Origin of the sequence: Streptomyces sp. NPDC056738 (assembly GCF_042790435.1) — a bacterium.
In the GTDB taxonomy this organism is placed as follows: Bacteria; Actinomycetota; Actinomycetes; order Streptomycetales; family Streptomycetaceae; genus Streptomyces.
The window spans coordinates 528,441-546,250 of record NZ_JBHTZF010000003.1; the positions used below are offsets into that span (position 1 = coordinate 528,441).

Consider the following 17,810-nt stretch of genomic DNA (forward strand, 5'->3'; position numbering starts at 1 on the left):
CCCACCTCGACTACTGCGTCTCAGCGCCAGCATTCATCGCGACCGACGGTTCGCGCGTCGCGCCTCGGGAGCACGCTCCGCATGCCGTACGGCCTCCTCTGATGTTGGTCAGGGTAACCGTGACGTCCGTACTGCACTTGCAACGGCAGCGCCACTGGTCGGTTGTCTTCCCCGGGTACGACTCCAAGGGCTCGAACCCGGCGGCACGCGCCTCCGCGGCGGCTGTCTCGGGGTCGGTACGGCCACCACTCCGGGGGCACTTCTTGCAGCCGGTCGTTCCCGATCGGACGGAGGACAAGCGCATCGCGACCTCGTTCCCACAGGAACAGCGGCAGCGCCAGCGGTCCGTAGTGCGCCCCGGATACGGCTCCAGCGGCTCGAATCCGGCAGCTCGCACTTCGGCGGATGCGCGCTCGTCCGTGGCTGAGCCGAGGCCGCAGAACCGGCAGCCGATTGAACCGCTGTTGACGTTGGAGTAGGTGGGCGTGGTTTCGCGACCGCACCTCGTGCAGCGGCATCGCCACGGGACGGCGTTGCCCGGATAGGGTTCCAGCGGTTCAAGTCCGGCCGCACGCATGGTTTCCCCTGCCTTCGGCGCGATGGCCACGGCGCGTTTCGCCTGCGTCTCTCTCGCCCGACAGATGCGACAGCGCTGGCCCGCGTTGCGGACAGCGTTGAACGTCGGGCGTCCCTCATGCCCGCAGGTCGTGCAACGTGAGGGCCAGGTTGCGTTGGTGCGGCCGGGATACGGTACGAGCGGCTCGTATCCGCATGCCCGCATCTCGGCGGCTGCTGCGGCGGCATCGATGAGGACCGTGGCACGAGGTCGACTACCGGCTCGGGGAGCGTAAGGATCATCTGCCTTCCGAGTCTCCTCTTCAACCATGGCCCACACCTCGGCCGCCGAGACCCGCTTTGCGGAACAGGTCTCCGTCCAGCCGTTCGGCATGACGTCCCTGGTCAGGAAAGGAGCAAGATCGGCCTCGCGGAGGCGGCCAAGAACCGCCTGTTCTACGTCCTGGGCGGCTGCCCCGGTGGTGTAGTCACGGGCTTGGTGCAGTTGCCAGCCTTGGCGTTCGTGCTGAACCAGACGAGAGGTGTAGCCAGCGCAGGCGCCGATGCCGATCTTGACGGCGTTCCAGTCTCGATGAGTGATCACGTAGACCTTCGCCGGTCCAGCGAGGTCGATGCCGTGGGTGGCGCAGAACTTGCATCCTCCGCCGACGCGGATCTTCATGAGTGTTGGTGCAACTTCGTTGCCACAGGTCGTGCAGCGGCACCGCCACGCTGTCACGGAGGTGGCATAGGGCTCCAGCGGTTCCAGCCCAGCCGCGCGCATGGCAGCTGTCGCGATATCTGGGTTCGTCCTTCGACCGGCCGCGGCTCTCACATCGGCGCAGTGCCGACAGCCGCCCTGTCCAGCCAGAATGCCCCCCAGACTCGGCGATGTTTCCCGCCCGCAGCCGTTGCAGCGGCACCGCCACGCCTTGTCACGACGCCCTGCGTACGATTCGAGCGGTTCCAGGCCGGCGGCACGCATCAGCGCCTCGGCCTCCTCCGCAGGCCAGCGGCGTCGGCCGCCCGGGGTCGGCGGGCAGTACGGGCACGCTCGCAGCCCCCGCTTGAGATTGCTCAACCTGATCTCGACGTCTCGGCCGCATGCAAGGTGGCGACAGGTCCACAGGTCGCTCGGTCCCGGGTAGGGCTCCAAGGGCTCCAGCCCGAAGCCTTTCGCCTCACTGGCGGCCCGATCGCCGTCGGTGCGTGGGAGTGCGCGGCGCCGTGACCAAGCCTCGCTGATCGAACGCCCGGCATTCTTGCGTCCGCACGGACCACAACCCCCTTGGCCACCTTTGACCGACCCGTGAGTAGGCGTTCCGATCGTGCCGCAGACCGTGCAGCGGCACCGCCAGGGCGTATCCGTACCTGGATACGGCTCCAGCGGTTCCAGACCCTCCGACCTCATGAACGCAGCAGCTTGCTCGGAATCGACCGGCGCGTTCGGCGCGCACCACCGACACGGGCCCCCGCCACGCTTGATATACGAGTAGCGCGGCTTGACCTCTCTACCGCACGGCACGTGCCGACAGCGCCAAGGAGGCGTCGCCCCGGGGTACGGCTCCAGTGGTTCCAGACCGACCGAGCGCATCAACGCCGCCGCTGCCTCGGGAGGAATCGGCGCCGTGCCTGAGCAGTAACGGCATCCGCCCTGTCGGCCCGCAGCAATGTTGCCGAGTCGCGGTGTCACTTCTCTTCCGCACGCTTCATGGCGACACCGCCAGGGCTGATCAGTCCCTGGGTAGGGCTCCAGCGGCTCTAGCCCGGCATCCCGCATAATCAGCACCGGATCGCGCGGATCCTTCCGTGGACGTCCCATCGCCACCCGGCCTCCTCCTGCAGTGCCTCATATTCGAGGGGAGCATCGCACGTGGCACTGACAATGGCCTTTGTTCTCGCCAGAAGCCAAGAGGGCTGCCCCATCATCCTGATGGGGCAGCACACGGCGTCAGATGCAGAGCGGTCTCACCTGAGAGCCGCCTCCATCATGTCGGCGGTCCGGTCCTCCTCGGCCTCCCACAAGTGGGTGTAGACGTTCAGCGTGATCGACGGCTTCGCGTGACCGAGCCTCATCTGTACTTGCTTCGGTGTCGCCCCGTTCTTGATCAGCACCGAGGCGTAGAAGTGCCGGAGGTCGTGCAGCGTCGTGCCCTCGGGGACACGGACTTTGCTGCCTGTCTTCTTGAGGTGGATGTTCGCCCGCTGAACGTTCCGGGCCCATAATTTCCCCCAACTCGCTCGCCGGATCGCTCCACCGGTCGCGCTGGTGTACAAGAGGCGGGCCTGTCGCCATACGGGCTTCCGTGGGTTCGTTCGATCCTCGATGTGCACGACCCGCGGCGGGAATTGCTCCCGGTACCGGACGATCTCGGCTACGACTGATCGTCCTTGCGGAACAGACCGATAGCTCTGCCTGGTCTTCGGCTCCCCGATGTAGGGCACCCCCTTGTCAGGGCCGACCATCTGTTGGTTGACCGCCGCTGTTTCGCCAGGGTCGTCGTCCTCCAAGCCGAACAGCTCACCTTGGCGAAGGCCCGTAGATGCCGCCTGCCGGACTAGGGCGCGGTAGCGGGGAGACGCGGTCACGATGAGCGCTCGCACAGCCTCGGGATGGAGCGGATGAATCTCCGGGTAGAAGACCTCCGGCGGTTTCAGACCCTCCCACGGGTACTTCGGAATGATCCCCTCTTGGTGAGCCATCTTCAGGATGCTGGTGCAGACGTTCCAGGGCGTCGCGAAGGTCGAGGGAGCAATGACGGCAGACCGCTCTTTGATCCACTTCAGTCCGTCTGCCCGCTGAATGCGGCCGATCTCCCGGTTGCCGAACGTCGGGTAGACGTGCAGTCGTAGGGCTCGCTCGACGTTCGTCTCGGTCCGCTCGCGGTGCACCGCTGTCTCCCGCCAACGCTCAGCAATGTCCCTGAACTTCTGCTTGCCTAACTCCCGGTTCACGAACGTTCCCTCGCCGAGTTCGGTCGTCACCTTCGCAGCACGGGAGTCCGCCGCAGACTTCTTCTCGAAGTTCTCCTTGCACTGCTTGCCAGACAAGTCCCGGTAGCGCACCTGCCACCGCTTCCCGGTGCCGTGTTCGCCGCTGGGATACACGGTCTGGGTCTTGCTGCTGTGCACCGTGCACGGCTCGGCATCGGCCGGGGGGCGGGACAGGTGCCAGCGGTCGTACACGTCAGCCATCACTTCTCCTTTGCAGCGCTGCAGGCCAGGCTCGACATGATGTGGCGCCTCCTCTGGTGGGTTCGTTGCTGTCTCAAGTCATGCCGCGCGTCGACCGCTTATCTCCTCGGCGTCGAACCTGTCGAGCGCTTCGGAGTCGTACAGCACGTGTCGCCCGCGTCTGAAGAAGCACTGCGGGCCGGTTCCGGCGTAGCGCCAATAGCGGACGGTTGCCGGCGACGTGCGATACCGCTCGGCAACTTCCGCAGTCGTCAGGTACTTGCTCATGGCGTCCTTCCTGTGGCGAGCAACTACGCGTGCAGCCAGCGCGGAGACCCAAACGGTCGTCAAGCGCCTGCACCGCGCTGGTCTTGGGTCACGACACGCGTGTCCGAGGTGAGGATTTCTGCGTCATTGCGTCATCAGCGACAGTTGGACCTCTGGCCTGCGGTTTTGTCTGACGCGCTATTCGGGGGTGCGTCATCGGCCTGTCACAGGCTGCGTCGTCGGGTGACGCGAATGACGGAGAATGACGCAGGCGCCGCCGTCTGTGTCATGGCTTTGGCCGCAGGTCACGGGCCGTCTTGCCGCCTGCGTGACGCAGGTGACGCAGCGTCTTCCCTCTTAGGACAAAAGAGGGGGTGGTGTCTGTTGTGGTGCGGTGCTGCTTCGAGCGTGAGGAAGGAGCCGCTGCGCGGCGCGGCCTTTGGGCGGCGTTCCGCCGAACAGCAAGAGGAGCACGCCCCGCCGCGCGCGGTGCTCTTCTTGCTTGTCCCGGCGAGCACGCAGAGCCGGTCAGAACAGCGGCTTACGCTCGTGCGGCGGTGTCGGGGCCTGACGGGTCATTTCGACGAAGCGCCCCGTGCTGGTGCGCCCCGAGTCGATGAGGACGCCGCGGGCGGCGAGGGTGGGTTGAAGGCGCTTGAGTCGGTCTGAGAGGACTTTGCCGGTGGTCGGCCACCCCTTGGGCAGGGGCCGCACTTCATCGCTGCTGTAGAGGCTGCTGAGGAGATGCAGCCACTCGGTGGACGTCATGCGCTGCGCGGCGCTCGGGGCGATGCTGTCGGCATGCCGGAGGACGGTCTGGGCAAGTAGGTCGCCCTCAATGACGTCGTCGTTGAGGTCATCCAGGCTGGCCCGATATGCGGCGAGCACGCCGAGCCCGGTTGCCGCGTCGAGCTGGGCGCACAGGTGGGCGAAGTCGGCCATGCGCAGGTCGGTTGGGGTTTCTGCCTGCATCGCGCGGACCTTGACCGCGAGGTCGAGGAGCGAGCCGAGGACGATGGGCAGGGCCTGTTCGTACTCCGCCCACAGTTCGGCCTCGGTGCGCCGTACCCGGGGCCGTTCCAGGCGCAGGGGCAGGAGCCGTTCGGCTAGGTCGGGTCGGATGACGCCGACGTCGATGCCGGTGAGGAGCAGGGGGCGGCGGTAGCTGACGCGGAATACGTCGCCGTCGGTGAACAGTGCTCGCTTGACGTTCTCGATTCCAGTGACGATGCAGCACATTGCGTCGGACAGGTCGGGGGTCAGGTGGGAGAGGTTGTCCAGGGCGGTGACCCAGCCGGCCGCGACTGCCGCGATCAGGTTCTCTTCGTCCTTCGGAGCGCGGCGCAGGTCACCGCTCATGCCCTCAACGATGCGGATGAGCATCCGTCCGCCGGTGGACTTGCCGGCTCCCTGCGGGCCGGTGAGGAACGGGGCAGGGACGGGCACGGACGGCTCCAGGCAGCCGAGGAGCCAAGCGATGGCCAGGCATTCGGTCTCCGCGGTGGCGAAGTTGCACAGGCGGAGCAGCAGGTCGATGCCCTTGCCGTCGGTGTCCTTGACGGGAAGGGGTAGCTCCCCAGTGAGCTGCGTTCGCCGCCAGCACACCTCCCGCGGGTCCGGGGTGAAAATTTCCCAGCCGGTGGGGTGGATGCGGACGGACTGTCCGTCATCGCGGCCCAGGTCCAGCCACGTGGCCCCGTCGAACCCGGGGGCTACGCGGATGTGGACCGCCTGAACGTCTTCGGTAAGCGCGAGGGCTTCGATCAAGTCCAAAGCCTCCTTGAGAGCGGACCCGTTGAACGCGTCGCGTCCGTCCCGGTACAGGCCGACCATGAGTTCTTGGCGGTGGCTGCCGGTGGTGCCCTGGGAGCGGATGGGACGGGCCACAGGGTGGCCCTTCTTCTGCGCGTAAACGGTTCCGTCGGCGGTGCGGAAGTAGCGGAAGTGCTCTTGGGCGTAGTCGGTGATGACTTCGCGGGCGGGAGTCTTGTCGTCCTCAGACATGGCTCAGTCCCAACGTGGTCAGTGCGTTGGTCCACGCGTCCGTGCAGTGGCGGGCCGATTCGCCCTTGGCTTGCGCGGCGGTGAACAGGCGCGCGGTGTGCGCGTCGGTGAGGCAGCCGCACCGGCCGTGTGTGGAGAGCACGGCGAGGAAGGTCCGGTAGACGGTGGCGTGCACCGCCTCGCGCGCTTCGGTGATGCGCTGCTCCGCCATGGCGATGCCGCGGTCCAGATAGGTAGGAGTGTGGTGCGGGCACTTCCCGTCCTCAGCCAGCGCGGGCAGCGTGACGGTCGCCGGCCGGGCCGGGGCGGGCTCCTTCACGGCCAGTGCCCGCACGGTGTCTGGCAGCTCGGCCATGGTGCCCTTGCCGGGCCCGAGCCATCGGGCGTAGGCCATGGTGGACTTGATGTCGATGCCAGGCCGCACAGCGTTGGCCGACTGCATGGCGCCCCGGTAGATCCAGTGCTCGCCCCGGGTCGTCGGCACGATCAGGGTGGCGGGCAGGCTCCCGTGGGCCCACGTGATGGCGGCCGCGTTGTCGAGGTCTACGACGGTGAGATCGGCGCCGCCGGGGTGGTAGGCCACTGCCGCGGCGTCCCGCCACGCTTGCTGCCACGCGGGCGAGTTGATGACGCCGTGGTCGGTGGTGGCAGCCCGCCCAACCGTGGCACGGGTGCGAGCAGGTGCAAGGACCGGGAGTCCTCATGTTCGGCCGCCCGCCGCCCGCCGCACGCGTTCAGCGCGCAGGCCGCACAGTTCCCGAAAGGCAACTTGCCCTCGCGTAGCGGCAGCACGGGCAGAGCATCGGCCGCGAGACCGAGGGCCGTGTGAAGGTGCTCGCTCATGCCGGTGCCCCCTCGTCCGTCCACAGGCTGAGGATGCGGTGGTTGTATCCGTCCACGGCAGCGGCGAACGCTTCCCGGTCGCCTGTGCGCAGCGCGTTCAGCAGTGCCGCAGTCTGGGGGTTGGGTCCGGGAGGCTCGATGCCGTCGAGGTCGCGGGTGAGGGTATGGAGTAGCGCCCAGGTGAGGTAGGGGTCCAGGGCCATGCGGTGCTCGATCAGGGTGAGCGGCGGGCCGACGGTGAGCAGGACCAGAACGGTGCTGCCGTCCGCGCGGGGCTCGGTGCGGACCATGGTCACCTGCTTGGTGCCCTCGGGCACTCGCGGCTTGTCGGTCGGATCGGTCATGCTGGAGGTCTCCAGTTCCTTTGTCGGTGCTGGTTGGCAAGGGCGGCCCCGCTTCTTTGGCGAGAGGGAGGGGCCGCCCTTGGCGTAGCTAGGTGTCCTTGCCGCGGGCGAGTTTCAAGGTGATGCCGCCGGCTCCGATGGGTCCGGCGGTGCCGGCGATGACGGTGGCGGTGTGCGCGGCTACGTCCATCAGCCAAGCGATGGCGAGGACCACGCCCCAGGTGCCGAGGGCGGCGGCCCCGGCGATCGCGAACGGGATCAGCAGTCGCCCCCAAGGGAAGGCGGGCGGGGTGTTCTGGACGACGAAGACGACCGGCTGTCCGGTCGCTTGTGCGTGCTGGAAGACGTCTGCGGGGATGTGTGGGGCTATCTGTCCGGGCGGGTGGTTGTGGTTCATGGCGGTCTCCTTTGACACGAGGTTCGGTGACTTTGCGTGACAGGAGCGTGGGGGGTTACTGGGTAGTGGGTAGTGGGGTCCTCAGTGGGGAAGCCCAGTTCAATACCCGTGAAACCCCAGTAGGGGCCGGTAGTGGGTAGTGGGGTGCGCCCCACTACCCACTACTCGGTAGCACTGTGTGACGGACGGTCAGGCGTGGTCGGGGTGGACGTAGACCGAGTGCGGCCCGTTGTCCCGGTAGACCAACTCGCCCCGCTCGACCGCGGCCTGGAGCGCGGCCCGGACGGTCTTGCGGTCCTTGCCTGCCAGGTCCGCGACCGCGGACGGCTTCATCCCTTGCGTGCCGGTTGCCTTGATCGCGTTCAGCGCGGCCGGCAGCCACGTCGGGCCCGGCTCGCCCCGCAGCGCGAACAGGTTCAGCCCGGCGGGCCGCTCCGCCCCATCCCCGTTGGGGTCGGGTGTGGTGGCGAACTGTGCGTCGATCTCGGCTCGGAAGCGGCGCAGGATCTCATCTTCCTGCGCCGCTGCGTTCGACTCGGCACGCAGCGCGGACAGGTTCAACCCGCCACCTGCCGCGGGCGGCTCGATGTCGGCGTCGCTGTCGAGGCTGAGGTCGCGCATCCATACGGTGCGATCGGCGTCCCAGCGTCGCGCGTACGCCGCTCCGGCGGCCTTGGCGGATACATCGTCCAGGCGCGGGTGCCGGTCGGATGTTGCGGCGGTGATCTCCCGGATCTGGTTGGGGAGGATCCGCCACGCTTTGAACAATGCGGCTGGGGACTCTGGGGTGCCCATGAACCCGGCTCCCTGGTAGGGGGCTTGGTCCACGCGCAGTCCGCGGCGGCCGGGGAACATCTTCCCCAGGTCCATGCCTTCGATCTCCCCGCCGGTCAGGGCGACGCGGACCTTGCCTTCGCGGCGGATCATCAGGTTGCCCAGCACGCTTCCCGTTGCTCCGAGGGCGGTGAGGACGGTGCGGATGCCCATGGCGCGCAGCATCCGGATGACTTCAAGGATCTTCTTCGCGAGTTCCTTGATGTGCCGGTCCGTGCTGACCAGGATCTCCGCACCTTCATCGATGACCAGCAGAATCTGCGGGATCCGCGGGCTGATCGGCAGGTTGTCCGTGTTCGCTTTGGACAGGACGTCCTGGTAGGCCTTCTTGCGGTGCAGCCCGATCGCCAGCGCCGCATCGAGCATGGCGAGGGCTTCCTCATGCGTCCCGGCGAGCCAATCGACCCCGGGGCGGACCGCTTTGCCGTCCTCTCGCGTGAGTTCGCCGTTCAGTGCCGGCAGCACCCACGGGAGTCCCGCACTGCCAGCGTTGAGGTCGATGACCCAGGTCAGGACGTCCTCGGCGCGGGCGAACCCGGCGAGGATCGTGTGGATCATGTTGGTCTTGCCCGATCCGGTCGGGCCGACGACCAACGCGCACTGCTCGCGCAGGAAGACGGGTACGGTTTCGCCGTTCGTTCGCACGCCCCACGGCAGCCCGGTCAGGACGGAGAGCGGCCCGTAGTCGCTGGGGTAGGAACATTCGTCGGCGAGGACGTTGACGGTGGTGACGTCCAGGATGGTGCGGCCCTGGTGGATGCCGGGGCCGGCGGTGGCCGTGCAGCCGTGCGGCAGCTTCGCGTCCGCGGACAGGGCCACGGAGTGGTGGGCGATCCGGTCGTAGGTGATGCCGCCCTGTGGTTCGAGGTCCAGGGAGTAACCGGCGCCGGTCTGCCACTTCTCCACCCCGACCACGCGCACGGCGATGTGGCAGATCCGCTGGATCCGCTCGACCCACTCCGCAGCAATAGCCCGCCGCTCCGCGGACAACTCCGCGGCAATGGCGCGCTGTTCTGCGGCGATGGCTTCGTCCTCGCGGGCCTCTTCGTACAGGGCGACGGAGCGGGCACCGGCCCCCATCCCCACCCCGAGCGCGGTCAGCGATCCGAGAGCGGCCCAGGACAGTGGGCCGGTGGTCATGGCCCAGGTGGTCCACCCGGCCCCGACCAGCCACGATGCGGCCTTGAAGGCGAGGGTGCGGCCCGCGTTGCGGACCCGGAGACCGGCAACGGTGTGCCCGAGCGCGCCGGCGGCGCCGACGGTCAGCGCCCAGCCGGGCGGCATGCCGGTGGCGGCGCCGGTGGTGGCGACGGCGAAGGCTCCGGTGGTGGCCGACAGGGCGCCGGTCACGGGTCCGTGACCGGCCGCCCAGTCCAGCACCGGGCCACTGCTCTGGTTCTTGGCGGTGGCAGTGCTCATCTCAGACGTTCCAACCCTTCTCAGCTTCGGGACCGTTGCGCGGGTCCTCGTGCCGGGCGATGTCCTGTGCGTGGACCTGCCGGAACAGCGGCCCCATGTCCTCCGCGACCGCAACGGCGCTCATCAGCGCGCCGAAGATGTCGCTGAACCCGTCCGCTACCTCCTTCTCCAGCGGAAACTCCGAGTCGGAGCGCTCCGCGAGGATCTTCATCACGTTCGCCACCGACGTGAGGGCGGCGGGGAGGTTTTCGACCATGGCCAGGATCTCCATGGCGTTCTCGGGCTCGTAGGAGTTGGCGGCCTGCTCCATCTCGGAGGCGGCCTCTTCGAACTGGAAACCGGACACGTACTCTCCTTCACTCACAGGGCTGTTCATGCTGGTGGGAACCGTGGCCGCGGAACGCTCGACCTCACCCGCGACACCGTCCGTGCCGTCCTTGACCGCTTCCGCATCCGCGGCAGCCTCCTGCTCCCGCTGTGCTTCGCGGGCGGACTTATCCCGGGCCGCGCGCTGGTCTGCTGCGGTCTGTACGAGACGCCGGTACAGGCGCCTGCCGGGGTTGATCAGCCACGGCAGCCGCAGCTTTCGGCCGATCGGACTGGTCAGAAGACCGAGCAGCCCGACCGGAAGCGCCAGCAGCGCGGCGAGCAGGCGGCGGCCGTGGAAGCGGGCCGCGGACCGGCGCAGCGCCTGCCGGGCCGCCCGGCGGGCCGGCCCTTTACGCACCGCAGCGCGCTGTGCAGCGACGGTGCCGCCAGTCCTCACGTCGCGCTTGTTGCGCTGCCTGGCGATCGCCGCGTCCCGCATCGCGCGGGCCTTATGGGCCGTGCCACCCATCAGGCGCCCGGCGGGACCGGGCCGCTTGTTGGGCCGGTTGGTGCCGAGGTTGGCTTTGGCGTTGCGGCGCGCGTCGGCGACCGCGCGCCGGGCGTCGCTGGTCTGCCTGCGCTGCCCGCCGCGCGAGCCCGCGGCATCCTTCTGCGCTGCCCGCAGCGCCTTGACCTGCCCCAACCGGCCCGCAGCGCTGTTGCCCGCGCTGTGCTTGGCCGGGCCGTGCGCAGACTTGCGCAGACCCGTTCCGCCGTTGGTGGCGCCGTGGCGGGCCGCGGTGTTGTTGGTGCGGCGGTGCTGGCCGGGCATGTTGCCCGTCCGGCCACCGCCACGACCACCATGCGAGCCTCCCGAGCGGCTACCGGTACTTCCGCGGCTGCTCGCGCCGGAGCTCCGCAGTCCAGTACTGCGCGCGGCGGACTGGCCGGCGTGGCGGGCCGCTGTGCGACGGGCGTCGCGGCGGGGGTCGGGCTTGTGGAAACGGGTGGCGGCGAGCGTGCCGAGAACGACCATGCCGGTCGCTGCCACGGCTGCGGTGATGGGTCCGCCGGCCAGGGACGCGGCGGCCACCGCGCCCACGCTGCCGTTGACGCCAGACAGGGTGAGCGGGACGACCGGCCATCCACCCGGCGTGTGGTCTACCTCCTTCGGCTCATCGGCCGTGGTGGGCGCGTTCTCGGGCGGCGGGGGCGGTGTGGTCGGGGGAGCCGGGGCTACTACCGGCTCGGTGCTGAGTTCCGTCATGCTGTGAGCACTCCTTCAGGAGTAGGGCCCGACCCGGGCTGTGAGAGGTCCTTCCGGTCGGGCCTGCCAACAGGGCTTGAGCGGCACGCTGTTCGTCGTTGGGGTAGGCGCAGGGCACGCACGAACCGAGCGCGGCGGGGATGACGTATCCGGCATCCCGCCGGCACTCCGGGCAGATACGGCGCGCGGTGTTCGCCTTGGCGAGCGCGGCCTGTTTCGCCGGGGTCATTGGGCGGACAGGCTTGGCTGCGTCGATGCGGTAGAGGTAGGCGACGAGCGGCCCGCGCCGGTAGCGAGGCCGCTCGATCTGCCCAGCGACCTCCTGCCCGCCCGGCCGTAGCCCGCGGGCTCGGAGTTGGCGGCGGGTGGCCAGACCGTCCGGAGCGAGCCGCCACGGGTAGACCGGTATTGCGGCCATCAGGCGACAGCCTCAGCTGACTCGTTCTCCTCGGCCCGCTCGTGGATCCGGGCGGCGACCCAGCCGACAGACCAGCCGGTGTCCTCGGCAAGCTGCCGGACCGACTTCTCACCCTCCCGGAGTGACCGGAAGCCGTTGGACCCAGACGACAGTCGGCCACCCTATGAGCAGGTGGCGAGCAGTCTCGGCGCGGCCATTCGCACGAAGAAGTTGGCTCCGGGAGAAAGGCTTCCCTCGCACAACAAGCTGACTGAGCTGTATGGCTTCGCCCGAGCGACGATCCAGCGGGCGCTACGTGACCTTGAGGACGAAGGGCTTGTTGTATCCCGTAAGGGGAGCGGGGTGTACGTCAGGAATCGGACTGAGCGGCCCGCCGGCCTCCGCCCCTATGTGGAGCAAGCCTTCACGAGTCGGAAGGTGTCTATCGACTTCGCTGGCTTCTCAAGTGAGACGCTGCATGCCGCTCTACAGGACCCGATCGACAAGATTCGAGTGGGTCGCCTCACTCCAGTCAGCATCAACATCCGCATTTTGGTGCCAGATATGGCGGTGCCTCAGGCTGCCCCGGTTCGGAAGAGTGACGGCGAGGATGATCCACGCCTCCGTATGCGCATGCACGACTTGATGGTCGGATTCACCCGCGGGATTGCCAACCAGGTGCACGAACTCAGCCTCCTCGGCCTGGTGCCAGAAACGAAGGTCTCAGTTCGCGTTCATAGCGGAACGCAATTTTTTAAGCTCTACGTGATTAACGAGGAAGATGCCTTCTTCGGGTACTACCCGATTCGACCTAACAAAGTGGTCGTGCAGGGGAATCCGGTCGAGATCTTTGACCTTATCGGGCCGGATGCCACTCTGTTTCACTACTCGATAAACGAGGGTGAATCCTCTAGCGGGGCCCAGCAGGTTGATCAGGCCAAGATGTGGTTCGAGAGTGTGTGGACCACGATTGGGAGGGATTTCAACCCCGATGGAGAGTAAAGGGATGACAGGTATCATCGAAGCTACCCGAAGTGTATTCTTCGACTTCGACGGACCTGTCTGTGAAGTTTTCTCTGGTATTCCATCTTCAGAAGTTGCGGAAAACCTTGTCGATGTGATGCGCGAGTTTAGCGTGCAACTCTCGAAAAAGATGGAGGGCCTCGATTTCATGGACGCCCTCCGTCTCTCGCCTCAAGCAGGGGAGAGTGCTCTACGTGCTGTAGAGGATCGTCTAGTTGAGGCTGAAATCGCGGCGGTGAAGGCTGCGGGAGACCCTACCCCCGGGTGTGTCGCATCGCTCGAAGCAGCCAGGGTGTCTGGGCGCGACGTTGTGATCGTGAGCAACAACTCTGTTGAGTGCGTGAGGGAATTCCTTATGCGTCACAATCTAACTTCTCTTGTGCAAGACATTGTGGGACGCCCTACTTATGAGCCGGATCGAATGAAGCCATCACCTTACACGCTTCGAATCGCCGCTTCTCGTCTTGGTGTGTCTTTGGAAGGCTGCACGCTGGTGGGGGACTCGGTGACCGATATTGAGGCTGCCATTTCAGCAGGGTCGATGTCCATCGGATATGCCAATCGGGCTGGCAAGAGTATTTCCCTGGCCGAAGCCGGGGCTGACGCGGTAATTGGATCCATGGATCTTCTCGCGGACGCGCTCAGGGGGGATCGCCCCTTTAATCATCGCTGGCCGGCTGGCTAAGGCAAACGCCCATGTGTCAGACGGGTTCAGCGAATCTGGAATTCGCGCAACCGACGGGGATATCCGGACGGGTTAAAATCGCACAGTTGTCCCCGTCGGCCTTACAGAGATTTTTTCTCTTTCTTCCTCAAGTCTATGCGCTGAAGCGTGACGAGTGCGCGACGGGCGCCGCGTCGCAAATCTTCAAAATCTCGTTTCGAGAGATTGTGCGCTCTCGCGTGTGCGATATCATTGCGGGCGCTCCTTAGGCGATCGATAGCTGAAATGGTGCCAGCGTCGAGATCACCGGAAATCGCTAGCTTATGCAGCATGAAGCTTACGGTTGCCGAGGCGCGTGACTCACCGTATTGCCTACCGAAAGAAACTCTGATGGCAGATTCTACCTCTAGCCAGATCTGCAAGATTTCAAGCATTTCTTGACCGCGCACGGCGTCATTCCGTCGCTTCCTGCGAGGGAGCAACTTGAGCCGCTTGCTGATGTGGACTGCGATTCCCGGAGTGGCCGCACCGATAAACATGCCTGTCAGTAGCGGCAGTGGTTGGAAAGACGAGGATTCGGTCACACTTAGATAGATTGCCAGGGAGAGGCCAATAATTCCATAAAGGATACTTGCGCCGTTTAGGGTGCGAGCTACAGATGATCGCTCTTTTTCGAGTATAGACCTCTGCTCCAAAGCGGCAGCGATGTCTAGAACGCTAACGATTGTTTCTTCGTCGCCGCCCCTGTTTGCGATAGTCATTGCGCGCAGAGAGATTTCCTCGCCGATTTCGCGCACCGCTTCATCGAGGGCGGCCTTTGCTGCTGGGGAAAGCGTAGGATTCCGGGGGGCTTCAGGGCTGCTCATTTTAGGTACCCCAGCAATCCACTCACTACGGTTATGGCTCCGGTGACGAAAAGGCCTATGATTCCCCAAGTGTATTGGGTTTGGTTGCCAAACCATCCTGTCGCGATCCCACTTAGCGATGCGGTGATCCAGAGGCTTTGAGCGACGATGTCTTTCTTCGGCGGTATGAGGTTTCTCCGTAGGATGATCTCAGCGTCCTGCACGTCCCGGACGGTCACCTGCGCGGGGCCGGCGTTGGCGCGGTTCAGGGACTCAAGCCGCTGTGCTTCGCGAAGGAGTCCTTCGCCGTACAGCGTTACAGACCTCTCCAGAGCGTCCCTTGTTGGCCCGAGGAGTCCGTCGGCGCCCGGTACCGCTACTTGCAACTCATCCTGCACGGCGAGGAGTCTAAGAGGCTGAGTCCGGTGTTGAGATGGGAAGTGCGAAACCTGTAGCGATCGGTGGGGCTGCCAAGCTGACTCCCCTGCTCGTGACATCAACAGTCGCGGACAACCAAGCGCGCGGGGCGAGGTCCGCGCTAGCTCTCATGCCGACTACGAGGTCCTGGACCGACGAGAGAGGGGCCTGTCACGTGCTCCGTAGAGGGGCTCGTTCGGTTGATGCGCCTCGATCCTCGAGGGCCGGGCGGTTGGGGCCAGTCTCTTTTCTAGTCTCGATCGCTGGCCAATCCGACCCGGTCTGCACTCGTCCGTAGACGTCCGGTACCTCGCCTGACCTGCAAGGCGAGCCCATCGGTGAACGTCTCTGTACCACCACGGAACAAGCCCGGACAGCTTGTAATACGTAGGTCTCGGGTTCGAATCCCGAAGGCGGCTCGATCGAACCCCAGGTCGCGCCATGTATGACCTGGGGTTTTTGCGTTACCGGATGCGACGGCGGGTGAGTGAGCGGGCCCACACGGAGGTTCCGAGTCTCAGTTGTGGCCCTCGGTCTTACTCCGTCGGGACGCTCCATGTGGCTGACATTGTCTGGGTGGTGTTGGGAGACTGTGTTGATGGTGCCCGGTTTTGGGGTGCTGGGGAGTTTGGGGGGCGTGGTCGTGGCTCGTTGGGTTTCCGGTGTGTGCGCGGTGGCGGCTCTGCTGGTGACGGCAGGGTTGGTGGTCATGCTGGTGATGGGCCGATTGAACGAGGCATCGCAGGTAGCCGGAGTGGTGGGGGCCGTGCTGTCGGCGGCAAGTCTGGTGGTGTCGGTCGTGGCGTTCTTCCGTACTGCTCCCGGGTCGACGCGACGGGTACGGGGTGGTCGTATGGCGATCGCCGGTGACGCGAACGGTGCTGCTCTGGGCCAGGATGCACAAGTCGTCGGGCCGGCGTCCGTTCGTGAGCCCGGTGGGGGTGGCGGACCGGTGGACGTGGAGTCCGGGCCGGACGGTATCGCCGTGGGCGGCGACGCGAATGACGCGGCGCTGGGTGAGCGCGCCAAGAGAACCCGCTCTTGAGCAGGGGCACCGGCGTGGGTGGCAAGGACGGCGCAGACGGCGTGCGCCGCTTTAAGGGCCGCCGGAATGTCCGGGCTGGAGAGGTCGCGGTCGGCGGTGACGCTTCGGGTTCCGCGCTCGCGCAGGGCTCGCGCGTGGTCAACCGCATTACCGTCAACAACAATGTCCTGCCTGAGGTGTCGTGGCCGTTGCGGGTGGGTGCAGTTCCTCCGCTGGCGTCCTCCTTCCAGCCCCGGCCCGCTCTGAGGGCGCTGGTGGAGGCGGCCCGCGAGGATGGCCAGGACGTGGTGCTCACGCAGCCGGCCGAGTCAGGGCGGGTGCTGGTGGGCGAGGGTGGGGTCGGGAAGTCCCAACTAGCCGCCTCCTGCTACCTGGACTCCGACGCGGACCTGGCGGTGTGGACCACGGCCAAGGGCGGAACGGGGCATCTGATCGCGGACTTCGCCAAGGCCGCGGCACGGATCCAGGCTCCGGGCGCGCACGGCGAGGACGACCGAGCCGACGCACGGGCCCTGCTGGAGTGGCTGCAGACCACCGACCGCAGTTGGCTGGTGGTGATCGACGACGTCGAGGACCTAGACCAGGTGCTGGACTGGTGGCCCCGTCCGACCCCTCGTGGTTGGGTCCTGGCCACCACTCGCCAGCGCAAGGCCCTGGCTGCCGGACGCACCCGCGTGGACGTTGACGTCTTCACCGAGACTGAGGCCCACGCCTACCTGCACCAGCGTGCCCCCGGACTGTCTGATCACCCCGGCGCCTGTAGCGACTGCCGGTGCCCAGCTGCGTCCATCGCCGACCGGCTGGGGCGGCTGCCGCTGGCTTTGTCGCATGCGGCTGCCTACCTGGACAACAACCGCGACACCACCCCCACTGCCTACGCGCTGATGCTGGCCGAACCCGGCCGGAAGCTGGCCGAAGTGTTGCCCGGCGACGGAGCTGACGGCTATGCGCCGGCCGTGCACACCACCATGCTCATCAACCTCGACGCCGTGAAGGCCCAAGAGGCTCGCCCTGGCCTGGCCCGCGCAGTCCTGGACATCGTTGCTCGGCTGGACCCCAACGGTTCCCCCGCCGCCCTGTGGACTGATCCCAAGGCACTTGCCGCCCTGACCGGATCGGGTCCGCGGTGGTGGCAGCGCCTGACTCACCCGCGCACGTCCCGCAACATCCCTTGTGGCATTCCCGGGCTGCGCGAGGCGCACACAAACCAGGTACGCGCGTGCCTGCTCCTGCTGGAACGCTACAGCCTGACTACTCATCAACCCCCCGGTGAGAACGGGGGCCCTGGACTGGTACGCATCCACGCTCTGACTGCCCGAGCAGTCCGCGACACCACCCCCGAGAAGCAGTGCCACCCGCTCGCCCGCCGCGCGGCCGACGCCCTCTTGGCCCTGTGGCCGTGCCACGGCCACGACCCGGTCCTGCAGCAGACCCTGCGCACCAACGCCACCGCCCTGCACGAGGCCACCGCCCTGCACGAGGGCAGCGCCCCGGCCCTCTACGACCCCGGCACCCACACTGTCCTGTTCCAGGCTGGCACAAGCCTCAGCGAGACCGGGCAGTTCACCGCCGCCCGCGACTACTACCTCACCCTCACCGACATCATCAGCCACCGCTTGGGCTCGGACCACCCCGACACCCTCACTGCCCGGCACAACCTCGCCGTGATGCGGGGGCAGGCGGGGGATGTGCAGGGTGCGGTCGGCGAGCTTGCCGCGCTGCTGCCGGACTGCATCCGGGTGTTGGGCTCGGACCACCCCGACACCCTCATCACCCGGGGCAACCTCGCCCGGTGGCGGGGGGAGGCGGGGGATGTGCAGGGTGCGGTCGATGAGCTCGCCGCGCTGCTGCCCGACTGGATCCGGGTGTTGGGCTCGGACAACCCCGACACCCTCATCACCCGGGGCAACCTCGCCCGGTGGCGGGGGGAGGCGGGGGATGTGCAGGGTGCGGTCGATGAGCTCGCCGCGCTGCTGCCCGACTGCATCCGGGTGTTGGGCTCGGAC

The 17,810-nt window shown here is 66.9% G+C and carries 13 protein-coding genes and 2 pseudogenes; 4 read left to right on the top strand and 11 right to left on the bottom strand.

The window, feature by feature from the left end:
- Positions 1-2,523 precede the first annotated feature (2,523 nt).
- The 9 genes and pseudogenes from ACFRIC_RS09970 to ACFRIC_RS10010 form a co-directional block, all read right to left on the bottom strand.
- Entirely contained in the window at positions 2,524-3,750 is a 1,227-nt protein-coding gene (locus ACFRIC_RS09970) for a tyrosine-type recombinase/integrase (protein WP_382782176.1), read from the bottom strand.
- A 78-nt stretch (positions 3,751-3,828) separates the two neighbouring features.
- Complete coding sequence (locus ACFRIC_RS09975) at positions 3,829-4,017, bottom strand: helix-turn-helix domain-containing protein (RefSeq protein WP_382782179.1); 189 nt, start codon at positions 4,015-4,017, stop codon at positions 3,829-3,831.
- Between the two features lie 507 nt (positions 4,018-4,524).
- Positions 4,525-6,000, bottom strand: a complete 1,476-nt coding sequence (locus tag ACFRIC_RS09980; protein ID WP_382782182.1) for an ATP-binding protein — start codon at positions 5,998-6,000, stop codon at positions 4,525-4,527.
- Positions 5,993-6,843: pseudogene (locus tag ACFRIC_RS09985) on the bottom strand (DNA primase). Before ACFRIC_RS09985 ends, ACFRIC_RS09980 begins: the two are co-directional and overlap by 8 nt.
- Positions 6,840-7,187, bottom strand: a complete 348-nt coding sequence (locus ACFRIC_RS09990; RefSeq protein WP_382782185.1) for a hypothetical protein — start codon at positions 7,185-7,187, stop codon at positions 6,840-6,842. The pseudogene ACFRIC_RS09985 and the gene ACFRIC_RS09990 overlap by 4 nt, the downstream one beginning before the upstream one ends.
- An 88-nt stretch (positions 7,188-7,275) precedes the next feature.
- Positions 7,276-7,584: a hypothetical protein gene (locus ACFRIC_RS09995; protein ID WP_382782189.1), complete on the bottom strand. Its 309-nt coding sequence runs from the start codon at positions 7,582-7,584 to the stop codon at positions 7,276-7,278.
- A gap of 189 nt (positions 7,585-7,773) precedes the next feature.
- Positions 7,774-9,837 (bottom strand): hypothetical protein, encoded by a 2,064-nt coding sequence (locus ACFRIC_RS10000; RefSeq protein WP_382782192.1) that lies wholly within the window; start codon positions 9,835-9,837, stop codon positions 7,774-7,776.
- Between the two features lies 1 nt (position 9,838).
- Positions 9,839-11,413, bottom strand: a complete 1,575-nt coding sequence (locus tag ACFRIC_RS10005) for a hypothetical protein (protein ID WP_382782195.1) — start codon at positions 11,411-11,413, stop codon at positions 9,839-9,841.
- A gap of 79 nt (positions 11,414-11,492) precedes the next feature.
- Positions 11,493-11,831 (bottom strand): annotated as a pseudogene (locus tag ACFRIC_RS10010) (RRQRL motif-containing zinc-binding protein); the annotation flags it as partial.
- Positions 11,832-12,002: 171 nt separating this feature from the next.
- Here ACFRIC_RS10010 and ACFRIC_RS10015 point away from each other — a divergent pair.
- Both ACFRIC_RS10015 and ACFRIC_RS10020 read left to right on the top strand, forming a co-directional pair.
- A complete protein-coding gene (locus ACFRIC_RS10015; RefSeq protein WP_382782197.1) occupies positions 12,003-12,812 on the top strand; it encodes a winged helix-turn-helix domain-containing protein in 810 nt (269 codons plus the stop codon).
- Positions 12,813-12,816: 4 nt separating this feature from the next.
- On the top strand, positions 12,817-13,518 hold the full coding sequence (locus tag ACFRIC_RS10020) for an HAD family hydrolase (protein WP_382782200.1): 702 nt from the start codon (positions 12,817-12,819) through the stop codon (positions 13,516-13,518).
- Positions 13,519-13,619: 101 nt separating this feature from the next.
- Here ACFRIC_RS10020 and ACFRIC_RS10025 read toward each other — a convergent pair whose 3' ends face one another.
- A complete protein-coding gene (locus ACFRIC_RS10025) occupies positions 13,620-14,363 on the bottom strand; it encodes a hypothetical protein (RefSeq protein ID WP_382782203.1) in 744 nt (247 codons plus the stop codon).
- On the bottom strand, positions 14,360-14,740 hold the full coding sequence (locus tag ACFRIC_RS10030) for a hypothetical protein (RefSeq protein ID WP_382782206.1): 381 nt from the start codon (positions 14,738-14,740) through the stop codon (positions 14,360-14,362). Before ACFRIC_RS10030 ends, ACFRIC_RS10025 begins: the two co-directional genes overlap by 4 nt.
- A gap of 656 nt (positions 14,741-15,396) precedes the next feature.
- Here ACFRIC_RS10030 and ACFRIC_RS10035 point away from each other — a divergent pair.
- Both ACFRIC_RS10035 and ACFRIC_RS10040 read left to right on the top strand, forming a co-directional pair.
- Complete coding sequence (locus ACFRIC_RS10035; RefSeq protein ID WP_382782209.1) at positions 15,397-15,804, top strand: hypothetical protein; 408 nt, start codon at positions 15,397-15,399, stop codon at positions 15,802-15,804.
- Between the two features lie 14 nt (positions 15,805-15,818).
- Positions 15,819-17,810 (top strand): tetratricopeptide repeat protein (locus ACFRIC_RS10040; protein WP_382782212.1); only part of this gene is annotated, 1,992 nt, incomplete at its 3' end.